Raw genomic sequence first — 16,040 nt, forward strand, 5'->3', positions numbered from 1 at the left:
AATAAAGGTATGGATCTGAAGTCAAGAAAAAAAGAAGAGAAGATGGGGATTACTGTATTGATTCAGAGGCAATGAGAGTAAATTTGTGTGAATGAAGCAAACGAATCGCCTCTTCAACCTGATCTACCCGCAAGATCAGAATTGCCTTATTTTTACCAGAGAAGGCATAGGAGTACTCGATATTTATTCCTGCTTCACTGAGCTTTGATGCTATCTCAAAAAGGCCGCCAGGCTCATCTTTCATCTCAACCGCAATGACATGGGTGAATGCGACATTAAAACCCATGGAGGTGAGTTTCTTAAATGCAACATCAGGTTTGTCCACAAGTGCCCTGATGACACCAAAACCCTCCGCTTCTGCGATAGAAAAGGCAAGGATATTAACATTCTCCTCCTGACATGCCTTTGCCATTGCAGCCAGTCTGCCAGGTTTGTTCTCAGAAAAAAGGGAGATCTGGCGGATCATATACTGTTCACAACTCATTATATCAACCTCTTATCAATCACACGTTTTGCTTTCCCTTCAAACCGGGGCAAGGTTCCCGGCTCTGTCAGTTCAACCGATACCTGTACATTCAATGAGCTCTTCAATACTTTTTCAACATGCCGCTGCGTACGCATCAGATCTGAAATCTTATCGGAAAACGCCTCCTTTGCAAGCTCAACTTTGATGAGCATCTCGTCAAGGGCGCCTTTTCGGTCAACCTCTATCATGAAGTGTTCTGCAACTTCCGGAATCCCAAGCAGGGCATGTTCTATCTGACTGGGGAAGACATTGATACCACGGATGATGAGCATGTCATCGACCCTGCCTGACAACCGTTCAAGCCGGGGATGGGTTCTGCCACAGGGGCATGGATCTTCCCTGATCGCGGTAATATCACCGGTCCGGTATCTGATAATGGGAAGACCATCCTTTTGCAGCATAGTCACCACCAGTTCACCACGCTCACCAGGCGGAAGAGGTTTTTGTGAGTCAGGATCCAGAATTTCAGGATAAATCAGATCACTCCAGACATGAAAGCCCTGCTGATACTCACATTCACAAAAGAGCGGTCCTGAAAGTTCACTGGTCCCGTAGATATCATAGGCATCAACCCCAAGACTCTCTTTAATCCGAAGCCGCATCTGCTCACTCCAGGGCTCGGCTCCGACGATGGCTTTTCGGAGACGGGTGTCATTTTTAATTGAAACCCCCATCTTCTCTGCAACCTCTCCCATATGCAGGAGGTATGACGGTGTGCAGGCGATGGCAGTAACTCTCAGATCCTGCATCAGCTCAATCTGCCGCTCGGTATTCCCAACCGATGTCGGAAGGACTGTTGCACCAATCCGCTCAGCCCCATAATGAAGACCAAGACCACCGGTGAAGAGACCATACCCATAACTGACCTGCATCACATCTCCCCGTCCGATACCGGCAGATGTCAGAGCGCGGGCGAGGGATTCGGTCCAGTTATAGATATCATTCTTCGTATATCCGACAACCGTGGGTTTCCCGGTCGTTCCTGATGACACATGATACCGAACCAGTTCCTCCTGTTCGCTCATGATCAGACCGTCAGGGTACGTGTCCCGGAGATCTTTTTTATGCATGAAGGGAAGCCGGGTAATATCCTCCAGTGAATTAATGTCATCAGGATGAACCCCTGCTTCCTTCATGCGCTTGTGATAAAATGAGGAAAAACTGTAAACCCGGTAAACAAGGGTTTTTAGAAGTTTAAACTGAAGTTTTCGAAGGTCAGCGACGGGCATCTCCTCGATTCGCGGGTCCCAGCACCGCATCAGTCATCACCCCGCCGGTCAACAACGCGTTTTGCTTTTCCTTCAAACCGGGGCAGAGTTCCGGGTTCAACCAGGTGAACCGTGGTCCTGAGCTCGAGAACATCGCGGAGGGACTTTATGACCTTATTCTGAACGTTCTTTAGATCAGCCAGTTCTCCATGGAAATTCTCACGGGAAACCTCAACATCAATCGTCATCTCATCCATATGGTTTACCCGGTCAACATAAACCATGTAGTGATTGCCGACCTCAGGGATGGAAAGGAGGACATGCTCTATCTGACTGGGGAAGACGTTGATACCACGGATGACCAGCATATCATCACTTCTGCCGGTAAAGCGGGCAAGTTTTTGACCTCGGCCGCAGGGACACTCGTCCTCCATGATCATGGTGATATCACCAGTCCTGTACCGGAGGAGCGGCATAGCTTCTTTCGTTAGAGGAGTGACTACCAGTTCTCCCCGTTCTCCAGGACCCAGGTTCTCACCTGTCTTGGGATCAATAATCTCAACCAGATAGGAGTCATGCCAGATATGAAGCCCGTTATGTTCGGAGCATTCAAAGGCAACCCCAGGACCGTAGAGCTCACTCATACCATAACTATCAAATGCCTCCACACCCAGTTTCTCCTGCAGTTCGTTCCTGGTCTTCTCGGACCAGGGTTCGGCACCAAAAATACCCACTCTGAGGGAAGACAGATCCATCTTCATCTCAGCTGCAGCCTCTGCAAGATGGAGACCGTAACTTGGAGTGCAGTGAATAGCCGTAACTCCAAAGTCATGAATCATCTCTATCTGCCGTTTCGTATTGCCAGTTCCGCTTGGGACCGCGGTCAGACCTGCCTTCTCGGCACCATAGTGAAACCCAAGTCCGCCGGTAAACATCCCGTAATTAACCATGTTCTGAAAGACGTCATCTTTCGTAAGACCCACCATGGTCAGATTTCGCGCAATCAAATCTGCCCAGGTGTTAATATCTCCGGCAGTATACCCGACAACCGTGGGTTTTCCCGTAGTCCCGGATGTTGTATGGATCCGGACGATATCCTTGAGCGGGACTGCAAGAAAACCAAAAGGATACCCGTCCCGCAGGTCAGTCTTCCGGGTAAATGGTAATTTCTGCAGATCCTCAATCGTTTGGATATCAGACGGACGAAGCCCGGCTTCCTTAAACTTTTTCTGGTAAAACCCGACATTGGCGCAGCGGGACACTGTTTCCCGAAGACGCTTTTCCTGAAGTATCTTCAGATCAGCAGGTTTTATCGTCTCAATTGCCTCATCCCAGAACATAACCTTGCTATCCTGAACTCCTCTTATGAGAAGTCTGTGATAATTACGTTGGAAGGGAGAGTGAATAACCATTGTTACACGATAACATGGATCATGGATTTTGATAAATAAGCGATAAACAGATGATAAGATGTAAAAATACGGACAATAATTCAGTTATTTGTATGGGGTTGTCGGGATAAGCCCTGAATTGCCTGACAGGTCTCCGGGGAAGAGCAACCCTGGAAAAACCCATTCCTTTATCTTTTGATACTGCCTTTTAGAATTATATGCAGGTTGTCGGCATCAACAGCAGCCCGAGGAAGAAGAGTAACACAGATCTTTTACTAACCACTGTTCTGACCGGTGCCTCTGACGGTGGATGTAAAACAGTCCATATCGATCTTTACAATTACGAGATCGAGTATTGCAAAGCCTGTGATACCTGTTACAAAACAGGATCCTGTGTTCTCATGGATGAATTTCCTGACATCTATGAAGTCATACTGGAATCAGACGGGATCATTCTGAGCAGCCCGAACTATATCAACAATGTCACCGCCAAGATGAAAACCCTCCTTGACCGGATGGCCGATACGGTCCATTGTCAGCGGCTTTTAGGAAAATATTCCGCAGCGGTCAGTACTGCAGGAGGGTCCGGAGCACAGGAGGTTGCAGATTATCTGAACCAGTCGCTTTTCATCATGGGGGCCTCTGTTGTTGGATCGGTGGGGGTAAACCTCGCTGACGGTGAGGAGATGTTTCAAAAAGGGGTGGATCAGTCCTATCAGCTCGGAATCCAGCTTGCCGATGCAATTCTCACGAAGGCAGAATACCCTGACCAGCAGCAAGGACATGCAGCCATGTTAGAGCGGATGAAACAACTGGTGTCATTCAGGAGAGAAGAGTGGCCCTATGAATACGAATACTTTACACATAAAAAGTGGATATAGAGGAGAATATTCAGGCTGTTTTAATCCTGGCAACTTCCTGAAGACCGAGCATCTCAATACCCATCTCCCGCATTTTAAACTTCTGAATCTTTCCTGATACCGTAATCGGGAAGGAATCGACAAAGGCATAATACCGGGGGATCTTATACCGGGCAATCTTCCCGTCTGCATAGGTCCGAATCTCGTCCTCGGTCAGAGAAGCCCCTTCCTCAAGTTTTATCCATGCCATCAGCTCCTCACCATACTTCTCATCAGGGACTCCGATGACATATACATCGGCAATCTTTGGATGCTGATGCAGGAACTCTTCAATCTCCCGCGGGTAGATATTTTCACCACCACGAATGACCATGTCTTTAAGCCTGCCTTCGATATGGACGAATCCTTCAGGATCAAATGACCCCAGGTCTCCGGTATGAACCCAGCCATGCTCATCCTTTGCCTGCCTGGTTGCAGTAGGGTTATTGTAGTAGCATCGCATGGTCATGTAACCCCTCGCACAGATCTCACCAATCTCTCCACGGGGGATGATCTTCTTCGTCTCCGGATCGATGATCTTGATTTCGGTATGGGGGAAAACCCGACCCACGGTAGTCACCCGTTTATCGAGCGGGTCGCGGGTAGTGGTCATCGTTACACCCGGAGATAATTCGGTCTGACCATACACAATGACCACTTCTGACATGTGCATCTTGGTTGCAACCTCTTTCATTGTCTCAATGGGACAGGGAGATCCTGCCATGATGCCGGTCCGCAGTGATCGGAGATCGAATTTTGCAAAGTCAGGATGCCGGAGCTCAGCGATGAACATGGTTGGAACGCCATGAACTGCCGTGCATCGTTCGGCTTCAATGGTTCTCAGAACATCCCCTGGATCAAAGGCCGGGCCGGGGATGACCATCGTTGAACCATGCGAGACACAGGCCATATTTGAGAGGACCATACCAAAGCAATGGTAAAAGGGAACCGGAATGCAGAGACGGTCCTTCTCGGTAAAGCCCATACCCTCCCCGATGATGTATCCGTTATTGAGGACACCATGATGGGTCAGCACAACTCCTTTCGGGTACCCGGTGGTTCCTGATGTATACTGGATGTTGATGGCATCATCAAAGTCAAGTGCTGCTTCGCGCTCTCTTAATTCATCCTGGCTGATACTTTCTGCTTTTTTCAGGAGGTCATCCCACTGGTACATCCCGTTGTACGGAATATCGCCCATGAATACCACGGTTTTAAGGAACGGGAACTTCTCAGAGAGGATGCGCCCGGGCCGTGACTCATATGCCTCCGGGCAGGTCTCATAAAACATACCCACATAATCAGAGGTTTTAAAACGGCCCTGAAGGATGAGCAGTTTGATCTCTGACTGTTTCAGACAGTATTCAAGCTCAAATGTCCGGTACGACGGATTAATATTGACCATAATGGCCCCAATCTTGGCCGTCGCAAACTGCACGATGATCCATTCGGCATAGTTCATCGCCCAGATTCCAACGCGATCCCCTTTGTTGATATCAAGGGCCATAAGGCCCCGGGCAACCTGATCCACCGCCTCCCGAAACTGACGGTATGTTAGTCTGATCTCCTGCTTTGGCGATACTATCGCTTCGTTTTCAGGATACTTCTCTGCAACCTCGTTCAGAATATCCCCGATGGTCTGTCCAAGTAACGGGAAATCGGCAGTCCCACAGGCATAACTCAGTTCGGGAGTGGCCATTGAATCCATTCATCTCAGGTGGACTCTCCGTGAATTTATCTGTCGCGACTGACGATCATAATCTTTAAATTCGCTTTCGTATTACCTATATGAGCACAGGGGTCGTGGCCTAGTCCGGCATGGCGACGGGCTCCAGCGGTCTTTGCATCCGGTGCAGATGATGACAAATGGGTCTTCTGATTTGGTGATGATCCGTTGGAGCACTGATGCATATCGGAGAGACCCGTCGATCGTGAGTTCAAATCTCACCGACCCCACCTGTTTTCATAACCTCTGACTTTGCAGACCATAGGCTGCACTGGTGATTTATAGTCTGGTCGCTGAAATATAGGGGAAGGTTATCATATGTATCTGATAGGCGAAGCCCTGATCGGCGAAGGATCCGAACTGGCTCATGTGGACCTGATCGTCGGAGATAAGAACGGTCCGGTCGGGATGGCGTTTGCAAATGCACTCTCACAACTCTCAGCCGGGCATACCCCTCTTCTGGCTGTTGTACGTCCGAATCTGCTCACGAAACCGGCAACTGTCGTTATTCCAAAGGTTACTCTCAAGAATGAGGGACAGGTCAACCAGATGTTCGGGCCTGTCCAGGCTGCTGTTGCAAAGGCGGTCGCTGATGCGGTTGAGGAAGGGCTTTTTGGTGATATAAATATTAACGATATCTGTATTCTGGCCAGCGCTTTCCTCCATCCGTCAGCAAAGGACTATAACCGGATCTACCGGTACAACTATGGTGCGACAAAGCTTGCAATATCACGTGCATTTGAAGAGTTCCCGGATGAAAAGACTCTGATTCATGAGAAAGACCGCGCTGCACATGCTGTCATGGGCTTTAAGGTTCCGCGCCTCTGGGACCCGCCATATCTGCAGGTTGCCCTCGATATTGTTGACCTGGGCAAACTGAGATCTGTTCTCTCATCCCTGCCGGAGAATGACCACCTGATCATCGAAGCAGGAACCCCGCTCATCAAGAAGTTTGGTCTGAATGTCATCTCTGAGATTCGTGCTGTAAAACCAAACGCTTTCATCGTCGCAGATATGAAGATTCTTGATACCGGAAACCTTGAGGCCCGGATGGCTGCTGATTCATCTGCTGATGCCGTGGTTATGTCTGGTCTTGCTCCCGCATCTACCATCGAGAAGGCCATTACCGAAGCACGCAAGACCGGTATCTACTCGGTGATTGATATGCTCAACGTTGAGGACCCGGTTGGTCTCATCGCCAGTCTGAAGGTCAAGCCTGATATCGTCGAACTTCACCGTGCCATCGATGCTGAGCACACGTCCCATGCCTGGGGCAATATCGGTGACATCAAGAAGGCAGCAGGCGGAAAACTCCTGGTCGCAACCGCTGGCGGTATCCGTGTCCCGGTTGTCAAGGAAGCACTCAAGACCGGTGCAGATATTCTTGTGGTCGGCAGAGCAATCACCGCAAGCAAGGATGTCAGGCATGCTGCAGAGGAGTTCCTCGAGCAGCTGAATAAGGAAGAGATCGATCAGTTCAGAATCATGACTGATTTCTAATCAAATCTTTTTTATCCAATCAGATCTGGCTGTTGAAATACAGAAGATACGAAGACCTATATTGATTCTGACTGAATTACCTATAGGATGAAATATTTCAATACCGCCGGGCCTGTTAACTGCAAAGATCATTATTGCCTTCCTCCGCTCAGTCGATTCAATCTTTCAGAGATTCTCGGACTTATCTCCCAGAAGAAATATTTCGTCCTTCATGCACCAAGACAAAGCGGGAAGACCTCATGCCTTCTTGCCCTCGAGAATTACCTGAACGCTTCAGGATCATACAAATCCCTATATATTAACGTTGAAGCAGCCCAGGTGGCCAGAAATAATGTTGAAAAAGGGATATTCGCAATTATTAATGAGATACAACGAAGAATTGAACTTTCCGGATATGATGACGATTCACAAAGAATTGTGAAAGATCTTTGTGATCCACACCTATCGTTATCTGCACTGAACAGTGCTTTAACCAGGCTTGCAGAGTTATCTCCTTTACCTCTCGTCCTGCTCATCGATGAGATAGATGCTCTTGTTGGCGACACCCTGATATCGGTTCTCCGCCAGATTCGGTCAGGTTATGATTCCCGGCCTGACCATTTCCCATCAACAGTGATTCTCTGCGGGGTGCGTGATGTCCGTGACTACCGAATTCATTCAGATACCGAACAGATGATCATCACCGGTGGAAGTGCCTTTAATGTCAAGGCAGAGTCACTTCGCCTTGGGAATTTTTCTGAAGAAGAGGTCCGGACTCTGTGCCTTGAACATACGAAAGAGACCGGCCAGATCTTCACAACCAAGGCTCTTTCTACCATATGGGATCTTACCAGCGGACAGCCATGGCTTGTAAATGCCCTGGCATATGAGACCTGTTTTAAACTGGAGCACGGGAAAAACCGTGATAATCCCATCACGGATACTATGGTTGAACAGGCCAAAGACAACCTGATTATCCGGAGAGAGACACATCTTGATCAGCTGGCAGACAAACTCAAAGAAGAGCGGGTACGGCGAGTAATTGAACCGATCCTCACGGGAGATCTCTACGAAGGAATGCTCCGTGCTGATGATATTGAATATGTAAAGGATCTGGGCCTTATCACCCAGGCACCGAACGGGGAGATATCCATCTCGAACAGGATATACCAGGAGATAATCCCTCGGCAACTATCCTGGGAAAGTCAGTCCGGTATGGCTCTTAAACAGGCATGGTTTGTCGATGATGATGGAAGACTCAATATCTTAAAACTTATCAGAGAGTTTCAGCAGTTCTTCAGGGAGCATTCGGAGAGCTGGATTGAGCGGTTCCAGTATAAGGAAGCAGGACCGCAGATCCTTCTTCAGGCATTCCTTCAACGGATCGTAAATGGAGGAGGGAGGATTGACCGGGAATATGGTCTGGGCCGGACACGGACCGATCTCTATCTTCGGTGGCCACTTCCGGATGGGACAGTCCAGAGGATCATTATTGAACTCAAGATCCTGCATAAATCACGGGAAAAAACGATTGAGGATGGTATGAAACAGGTGATGAAGTATATCGACCGGTGTGGTGCTGATGAGGCTCATATTATTGTTTTTGACCGGAGACCGGAAGTGCCATGGGATGAGAAAATATTTCGTGAGAAGAGAGAGTTAGAAGAGTGCCGGGAGAGGAACAGGGTCCCTGTAGTTATTTGGGGGATGTAGGCAGATGTTGTGTTATAATTCCAATTGGAACCTGATTGCCTCGTGAATTTGTTGGATTAAGCTCTCATCATGAATACACCCAATTTCTTTCTTAAGTCGCCTTTTATCCACTGTTCGTACTTGATAACACAGGGCGATTGAATCGGCAAATAAATTCGCAGATTCCTTTGGAATAAATACTTCATTTGGATAGATAATCCTTTCCTGCGATTTTCGTGATGTGAGAGGTATGATATTTACTACGGGGAGAATCTGATTTATCTGCTCACGACTTATCACAAGGACCGGCCTTTGACCAGACTGCTCAGATCCACATACCGGACTTAATTGTGCTACAAAAATGTGCCACTGATACATCAGGACTCATGCTCCCACCATTCATCATCAACCGATGTAAAAGAAGCCATAGATTCTTCAAGATCGGTCATGAACAAAGGATCCTCAATTGCTCTATGTAGCCTTTTCAGCTTTTCGTTAACATCAGAGTGTGGCCCGATTTTTGGCAGATTTTGTTCAATCATAAGATATTCATCCATAGGCAAAATTACCCCAATGGGATTGCCTTCACTATCAGTAATAATTTGTCTTTTTAAGATAGATTCAGACATATTCTTTCTCACCATTTCCAATATAATAGAGAAATCATTGACCTTATCCTTTATTATTCCGATTTTCTATGTCCTTTAAGAGCAAAAATATTACTCATAATCTTGACCACCATACCCATAGTTAAACACCCTACATCATAATCACAATACAATACATATATATACCAAGAAGTCGAGTTCTCTCATACCTTTACAGAGGTGAAAATTAATGGGAATCGGCGAATTACTCAGTGACTCATTTGGCTATGCAAATGAGGGATTAATCGGAAAATGGGTGCGATGGATTATTCTTATTATCTCATCGATTATCTTCCCTCTGATTATGGGATATTCACTCCGGGTTATGAAAGGAACCACACCTGCTCCGGAACCAGGTGACTATCTTGGAATGTTCATCGACGGAATCAAGATGATCATTATCGAGATTGTCTATATGATAATTCCAATCATCATTGCAATAGCAACTTTCTCTCTGAGCGGAGGATTTGGAAGTGCAGCAATGTACGGGATGAATGTAGACAATCCACTTGCCTATTTCGGGATGCTGATTGCTACCTTTGGTTTATCCCTGGTTCTCTTCATGATTGTAGCCTTCATCTTTTCCCTGTTTGGAATTATCGGCATGGTACGGTTTGCAAGAACCGGCAGCATGGGAGAAGCATTTGCATTTGGTGAGATAACGAATACCATCGGGAAGATCGGATGGGTCCAGTACATCATTGCCCTTATCGTGCTCTTCATCGTCATTTTTGTAATCTATGCAATAATCGGAATAATACCCGTAATCGGAGGAATTATCGATCTTATCATTGCTCCTTACATCGTAATGATGACCTCACGGTACTACTCAAATCTCTACGATACGGGTGCCTGATACAGAAAATACAAAAAACACTTTTTTTTGAGACGAATATTGTCCGGACACCTGGGTAATTATCGTATCACACCTGGTTTTTTCTCACCCGACCGGATATCACACCTTCAGAATCAAATAGCATAGAATACCAAAACCCTGAGAGATAATCATGCCGCTCAATTCCCCCGCAGGTATTGATCAATCAGCCCTCACATGCCTTCTTGACGACGCGTGTTTTACCAGAAAACACAGAAAAATCTGGTTCCTCTCATCGATGGGTATCCTCCTTGACGGATTTGACCTGTTTGTCCTTTCAGTCGCCCTGCCTCTCATTATTCATTATTTTGGTGCTACAGCATTACAGGCCGGTCTGATTGGAGCTGCTGCAACACTTGGGGCGATAGCAGGGTCTGTCATCGGAGGCCGACTTACTGACAAATACGGGCGAAAGAAGATTTTTCTCCTGGATCTCGGACTCTTTGTTACTGCGGCAATATGCTGTGGAATGGCATGGAGCGTGGAAAGTCTGATACTCTTCCGGTTTATTCTTGGCCTCGGTGTCGGGGCAGACTATCCCATCTGTGCATCCTATGTCTCGGAATTCATGCCAAAAAACATCAGAGGCAGGATGCTTATCGGAGCATTCTCATTCCAGGCGGTCGGGATATTCCTTGCTGCAGCCATCGGACTGTTAATTCTGGTTCTTTATCCCAATGAACTTGCATGGCGGTTTATGCTTCTTGTCGGTGCAATTCCTGCAACCATCATCCTTGTTGCACGACGGGACATTCCGGAGAGTGCCAGATGGCATATGAAGCGGGGTGAAACAACGGATGCAATCAGGATTATCTGTAAAACTCTGCATGATCTGCCAGGAGCAATGAAAGACTGCATCTCACAATTCCGGATATCCCACCCCACCATCAATGAAAAACCAGACGTGAAAAGTCAGCCCTATTCAGTTTTATTTTCAAAGGAGATGCGAAAAAGGACAATACTTGTTACCGTTCCCTGGTTTTTGATGGATGTGGTCTTTTACGGAATTGGAATATTTACTCCTCTTCTCCTTGCTGCTATGGCATTTGAAGGGAGTGGAACAAATTTCATCGCAGATGATATCCTGGCTACCGAGGGGACGGCATTTCTTGATATCTTCCTTATCATTGGATTTATTCTGAATATTATCCTGATTGAGCGTATTGGACGAATGAAACTACAGATCATCGGATTTACAGGCATGGCAGTGGGCCTTGGTATCCTGATTATTGGATCCCTGTACAATTCAACCATGATTGGCCTTCTCTTTGTAGGGTTTGCGATCTACAACCTGCTCATGAATATGGGACCAAATGCAACGACCTTTGTCCTGCCGGCAGAGTTGTATCCGACAGAGATGCGGGCTACGGCACATGGGTTTGCTGCTGGAATCGCCAAACTGGGGGCTGCTCTGGGTATTATTCTTGTTCCCATCCTTAAGGAGGGGTGGGGTATACCGGTAACGCTTGGAGTCATGCTTGGACTTGTCATATTGGCCCTTATTATCACATTCCTGTGCAGGATTGAGACAACCGGGAGATCTCTTGAAGAAATAACCGATTAGCTTCACGTTCCACCCACCATACCTTTATTACTTCCATAAACATCTGTATCTTATATGACGACAGAGGACGTGCTCAAAGAGACAACAAAAAATATCGGTGATCTCATATCAGCCAGGCGAGTGATGGGTGACCCGATTGATCTCGGGGATAAGGTAGTCATACCGGTTACGAAGTTTGGACTGGCGTTCGGAGCAGGAAGCAGGAAAGAAAAGGAAGGAGACGGGAGCGGTGCTGGAGGTGGCGGGGGAATTGAACCAATGGCTCTGCTGGTCGCCCATAAGGAGATCAAAGGAGCAGAAGGAATCCAGGTCTTTTCGTTAAAGAAAGAAAACCCGGTCGCCCAGGTGATAACTGCACTGAGTGAATCACTCGTGCCCCAGGTCATCGAGCTGGTCAAACAGAAAGAACCGTCATCTGCCAATCCGACTGAAGAAGAGAAATCATAGGAGTGCCTATGTTCCATCCGGCTGGTGATCTGGTTGTCACGGTCGGCATTATCCTGTTTTTATTCATTTTTTTGAGATTTCTTTACACAATACCGCTGAAAATCTCACTTTCAGCAATCAGGGGTTCAAGCAGGTTGTGTGGGGAGAGTGAAGTGGGGCTTGGACAATTCAGTATTGCGGTTCTCTATGACGGGACCTTATTCGGGGAGATGAGAATCGGCGGGAGGCGTCTTTTTTCCTTTTCCATACCGAAAACAGGGGAGGAGGGTGCAAACACCGATGAAGGAAAACCAGAAGCAGAAAGTATCCGATCCGGTATGAGATGGATACCGGTGATCGTTCAGGGCAGCAGACGAATCATCAGGCATTTCAGAATCGATACCCTCACCTGTCATGCACGGATAGGTTGTGGTGATCCCTGCACGACCGGGATGGTGTATGGATATATTCAGGCAATTATTCCATTGCTTCCGGGAGAACATGACATCTGTATAGTTCCTGACTTTTATGATCCGGTTCTCGAAGGTCACGTCAGACTGGATACCCGGTTTGTGTACCCCTTCGCTCTCCTCGTCTATTTATCCAGGATAATCATTCCGGAGGTTCTGAATAAACCAGTATTATCTGGAGGGAGGATTGATGCAGAATACATATGATACAATACGGATCCTGGAACCGGTTGTGCTTGCCGGAAGAGAGATCTACCCGGTTGTAAAGGTACATTCATGGATAGGGAAGCAGGGAGGAATGATATTGGGAACCCCCTGTGCCCTGCTCATCCGGGAAGATGAGGCATGGTTTTTTGTATCAGTTGATGATACGGTCCCCGATATAACATCACTATTTTCTCTTAATACTCCTGCTACACAGGAAAGATAATCAATGCCAGGTCCTTGAATGCATGATAAAAAGAGGGTTATCATAAACCGGTACTATCCTGCTTCCTGAGAAGCCCACATACCGGCTGGCAGAATGGATACAATACCTGCTATTCGCCACCGGGGGGAGGATCAAGGGAGAAAAAGGAATAATAATGTTCGACTACGGTGCCACGGACAAGAACGTCGGCTGGCATGATGAGTAATTCCCTGAGTACCAGATAGTGCTTTTGTATAGAGACTCTATTGCACCCAGGAATTTCTGCTACGATACCATCACAAACCCCGGATTGACTCTCTAATAATGAATTCAAGTTGCAAAGAAAAATTTAATACATGATGTAATAATAATTGTATTACATGGCGAAAACAAAACCTAAGAGACATGCAAGTGTCTCTCTCCGAATGCCCATTGAATTAAAGGATGCTCTTGAAAGCTATGTGGCAGAACATGAGATGAGCTCGATGTCAGAAGCTATCATTGCAATCCTTGTAGAAAAATTGAACCCGCCTATCCCGGGATTATGCTGGCCGTGTAACTACCAGAACCCGATTGATGCGAAATTCTGTTGCAGATGTGGAAAGAAATTGAAGACTGATCAATAATATGTACTACAAATAGTAGTACAAATATACATACAAGTATTAAATACAGATTACGATGAGGTATACAAGATGAAAATCGTCAGCATTATCGGAAGTCACCGGAAAAACGGGAACACAGAGACAATGCTTAAGGCATTTGACAAGGAGTTCAAAGCACTGGAGATTCCGGATTATAAGAATAAATTTTACAACATCTCTGAGATGAATATTTATCCGTGCAGATCCTGCCTGAAGTGCATGAGGAAGAATAACTGTGTAATTGAGGATGATTTTGGAAAAGTTGCACTCAAAATGATCCAGAGCGATCTCATCATCATGGGCTCACCAGTATACTTCTCTGATGTCAGTGCCCAGATTAAAGCCCTCTTTGACCGAACCTACTCCCTCTGGCACAAAAAGATGTTAAAAGGGAAGAATATCATCTTCGTCGCTACCTGTGCAGAGTATGGGTCCGGACATACCATCGACACCATGAGGCACTGGGCATTGGATCATGAGATGAATATCATCGCTACCGTTGAGGGAAAAAGTGAGAAGAAGGGAAAGGTCCTAGAGAATGAGATGACCGTGAAAGCAATTGCCGATGCAGTCCGGGCATGTGACGGGATAATCCCAAAAACAGAGGAAAACTGAAATAAAAATTCAAAATCAGGTGTTTTTCTCTGAATCAATCATCAGGTATTCCCCATGCCCTTCACAGACCTCACAATAGAGATCTATATAGGGAAAACACCGTGGACAGAGATGATATGAAGCTTTACCATTCATCATATGGATGAATATACCTTTTTTTGAATTTTCAGGCATCATCACCATTATATCCAGATGCAAAACCATAATGATATGGTATAGAGAATCTATAGAGATCCGAAAAATCAGGATTCGGATTCTCCATAATCGTTTTCCTTCAAATTATCCTGCAATCTTACCACGGGAATGATATTCAGGACTATACCGGCTGATATAGTACCCGGCGTCTGAGAGAAACTGCATTGCATCAGTCAATGACCGGGCATGAAATGATCCTGACTCAATAGGAAGCGTATCTGCCATGGTATCATCGAATGACTCATACACAGGATAACTTCTTCTCCAGAGAATCTGAAGCGGCGCCATATGACAGGAGAATGAATTCATGGGATTTGGATATCTCTCAAATAATTGTATGGTGAGTGATAATCCTTTGATTTTAATAAGGGAATACCGTTCATGATACTCATCCATAAAAAGTCCGATGATCAGAGTATCCCGATCCTTTATCCCCAGCGTAATTGGATAATCGAAGGAATCACTCCCTCTCATCCGGTTCACGCCTTGCATGAATGCACGGATCATAAAGCGATCTGATGATTCCAGATTATAGCAATATGCCCCATATTCTTCACGAGGGGTAAGATGATGAATCATCTCCTTGAGTGTACATCGGGCAAGATGGATGATCCCATAGAGAGTGTCAGTATTATCGGTCCCATGTATCCGAAGGAAGGGAAGACCAGGTTGATTTGTAATGCAATCAGGATCCCGAAGTATTTCATTGAAATGTAATATCCTGTTTCTAACCTCCATAGCCTCAAATGACCTCTCCGGAAACAATACAGACATTCCCATAAGGAGGGACTCAGCTATGACCCGTAAATCTTCAGAAATCCTGTCAAAAAGTCTGAAAACTCCAGGAATCGTAATTATTCCCGAATAATCTACGGATGATCCCTCTATCATAAACCGGTACTGATCTGGCACGGCGTGATGAGAATACACCGATTCCCTATCAACACAATATAAGCCATACTGAGCATGCTCAATCGCACGGTCCAGAACCCGAATGAATAGAGACACATCATCGGTGGCTTCAAAGCCCTTCAATATTGCCTTCTTTTTATACGTGATTTTTTCAAGACAGAGATCACAATCAATCATATATCCTCCTTTCTTCTCCAGGGCAAGGGAAAATCCAATTCGTAAGAGAGGATTTTCATAAACATATCTCCATTATCCGGATTTAGAAAGGATATACCCGGATTACAGAGACCCTGCCTATCAGGAACACGAATCCATAACGGCAGGCAGATGATTCTTTCTAGCCGATAAAACAAGATGAATATT

17 protein-coding genes and 1 tRNA gene are annotated in these 16,040 nt (G+C 46.3%); 11 read left to right on the top strand and 7 right to left on the bottom strand.

Annotated features, from left to right (window positions below; translation table 11 throughout):
* Positions 1 to 49: 49 nt before the first annotated feature.
* The 3 genes from MHUN_RS08480 to MHUN_RS08490 are packed head-to-tail and all read right to left on the bottom strand — an operon-like array spanning position 50 to position 3,074.
* Positions 50 to 484: an ACT domain-containing protein gene (locus MHUN_RS08480; RefSeq protein WP_011448619.1), complete on the bottom strand. Its 435-nt coding sequence runs from the start codon at positions 482 to 484 to the stop codon at positions 50 to 52.
* Entirely contained in the window at positions 484 to 1,785 is a 1,302-nt protein-coding gene (locus tag MHUN_RS08485; RefSeq protein WP_011448620.1) for a phenylacetate--CoA ligase family protein, read from the bottom strand. Before MHUN_RS08485 ends, MHUN_RS08480 begins: the two co-directional genes overlap by 1 nt.
* A complete protein-coding gene (locus MHUN_RS08490; protein ID WP_011448621.1) occupies positions 1,785 to 3,074 on the bottom strand; it encodes a phenylacetate--CoA ligase family protein in 1,290 nt (429 codons plus the stop codon). Before MHUN_RS08490 ends, MHUN_RS08485 begins: the two co-directional genes overlap by 1 nt.
* A 269-nt stretch (positions 3,075 to 3,343) precedes the next feature.
* Between MHUN_RS08490 and MHUN_RS08495 the strand changes: the two genes are divergently transcribed.
* Positions 3,344 to 4,006 carry a flavodoxin family protein gene (locus tag MHUN_RS08495; RefSeq protein WP_011448622.1) on the top strand — a complete coding sequence of 221 codons (663 nt, stop codon included), beginning with the start codon at positions 3,344 to 3,346 and terminating at the stop codon, positions 4,004 to 4,006.
* A gap of 10 nt (positions 4,007 to 4,016) precedes the next feature.
* Here the strand turns inward: MHUN_RS08495 and MHUN_RS08500 are convergent, their stop codons facing one another.
* On the bottom strand, positions 4,017 to 5,732 hold the full coding sequence (locus MHUN_RS08500) for an AMP-binding protein (RefSeq protein ID WP_011448623.1): 1,716 nt from the start codon (positions 5,730 to 5,732) through the stop codon (positions 4,017 to 4,019).
* Positions 5,733 to 5,821: 89 nt separating this feature from the next.
* Between MHUN_RS08500 and MHUN_RS08505 the strand changes: the two genes are divergently transcribed.
* The 3 genes from MHUN_RS08505 to MHUN_RS08515 all read left to right on the top strand — a co-directional run bounded on the left by MHUN_RS08505 (position 5,822) and on the right by MHUN_RS08515 (position 8,942).
* Positions 5,822 to 5,980: transfer RNA gene (locus MHUN_RS08505), tRNA-Trp, on the top strand.
* Positions 5,981 to 6,068: 88 nt separating this feature from the next.
* Positions 6,069 to 7,250 (top strand): bifunctional 5,6,7,8-tetrahydromethanopterin hydro-lyase/3-hexulose-6-phosphate synthase, encoded by a 1,182-nt coding sequence (locus MHUN_RS08510; protein ID WP_011448624.1) that lies wholly within the window; start codon positions 6,069 to 6,071, stop codon positions 7,248 to 7,250.
* 87 nt (positions 7,251 to 7,337) lie between these two features.
* A complete protein-coding gene (locus tag MHUN_RS08515) occupies positions 7,338 to 8,942 on the top strand; it encodes an ATP-binding protein (protein ID WP_011448625.1) in 1,605 nt (534 codons plus the stop codon).
* A gap of 12 nt (positions 8,943 to 8,954) precedes the next feature.
* Here the strand turns inward: MHUN_RS08515 and MHUN_RS20010 are convergent, their stop codons facing one another.
* Positions 8,955 to 9,299: a type II toxin-antitoxin system PemK/MazF family toxin gene (locus MHUN_RS20010; RefSeq protein WP_011448626.1), complete on the bottom strand. Its 345-nt coding sequence runs from the start codon at positions 9,297 to 9,299 to the stop codon at positions 8,955 to 8,957.
* A complete protein-coding gene (locus tag MHUN_RS08525) occupies positions 9,299 to 9,550 on the bottom strand; it encodes a hypothetical protein (protein WP_143709434.1) in 252 nt (83 codons plus the stop codon). Before MHUN_RS08525 ends, MHUN_RS20010 begins: the two co-directional genes overlap by 1 nt.
* 208 nt (positions 9,551 to 9,758) lie before the next feature.
* Here MHUN_RS08525 and MHUN_RS08530 point away from each other — a divergent pair, with 208 nt between their 5' ends.
* The 7 genes from MHUN_RS08530 to MHUN_RS08560 all read left to right on the top strand — a co-directional run bounded on the left by MHUN_RS08530 (position 9,759) and on the right by MHUN_RS08560 (position 14,570).
* Complete coding sequence (locus MHUN_RS08530) at positions 9,759 to 10,424, top strand: DUF4013 domain-containing protein (RefSeq protein WP_011448628.1); 666 nt, start codon at positions 9,759 to 9,761, stop codon at positions 10,422 to 10,424.
* A 151-nt stretch (positions 10,425 to 10,575) separates the two neighbouring features.
* The gene (locus MHUN_RS08535) at positions 10,576 to 12,006 is read left to right on the top strand and encodes an MFS transporter (protein ID WP_011448629.1); all 1,431 of its coding nucleotides are present in this window, start codon (positions 10,576 to 10,578) and stop codon (positions 12,004 to 12,006) included.
* A 54-nt stretch (positions 12,007 to 12,060) separates the two neighbouring features.
* A complete protein-coding gene (locus tag MHUN_RS08540) occupies positions 12,061 to 12,453 on the top strand; it encodes a GerW family sporulation protein (RefSeq protein WP_011448630.1) in 393 nt (130 codons plus the stop codon).
* A gap of 8 nt (positions 12,454 to 12,461) precedes the next feature.
* On the top strand, positions 12,462 to 13,109 hold the full coding sequence (locus MHUN_RS08545) for a DUF2953 domain-containing protein (RefSeq protein WP_011448631.1): 648 nt from the start codon (positions 12,462 to 12,464) through the stop codon (positions 13,107 to 13,109).
* On the top strand, positions 13,093 to 13,332 hold the full coding sequence (locus tag MHUN_RS08550; RefSeq protein ID WP_011448632.1) for a hypothetical protein: 240 nt from the start codon (positions 13,093 to 13,095) through the stop codon (positions 13,330 to 13,332). The genes MHUN_RS08545 and MHUN_RS08550 overlap by 17 nt, the downstream gene beginning before the upstream one ends.
* A gap of 359 nt (positions 13,333 to 13,691) precedes the next feature.
* Positions 13,692 to 13,937, top strand: a complete 246-nt coding sequence (locus tag MHUN_RS08555; protein ID WP_048067398.1) for a ribbon-helix-helix domain-containing protein — start codon at positions 13,692 to 13,694, stop codon at positions 13,935 to 13,937.
* 69 nt (positions 13,938 to 14,006) lie between these two features.
* On the top strand, positions 14,007 to 14,570 hold the full coding sequence (locus tag MHUN_RS08560) for a flavodoxin family protein (protein WP_011448634.1): 564 nt from the start codon (positions 14,007 to 14,009) through the stop codon (positions 14,568 to 14,570).
* Between the two features lie 279 nt (positions 14,571 to 14,849).
* On the opposite strand, the gene MHUN_RS08565 is transcribed toward MHUN_RS08560, so the two are convergent.
* Positions 14,850 to 15,854, bottom strand: coding sequence for a hypothetical protein (locus MHUN_RS08565; protein WP_011448635.1), 1,005 nt, complete (start codon positions 15,852 to 15,854; stop codon positions 14,850 to 14,852).
* Positions 15,855 to 16,040: the final 186 nt, after the last annotated feature.

The sequence above is a fragment of the Methanospirillum hungatei JF-1 genome (assembly GCF_000013445.1).
Lineage (GTDB): Archaea > Halobacteriota > Methanomicrobia > Methanomicrobiales > Methanospirillaceae > Methanospirillum > Methanospirillum hungatei.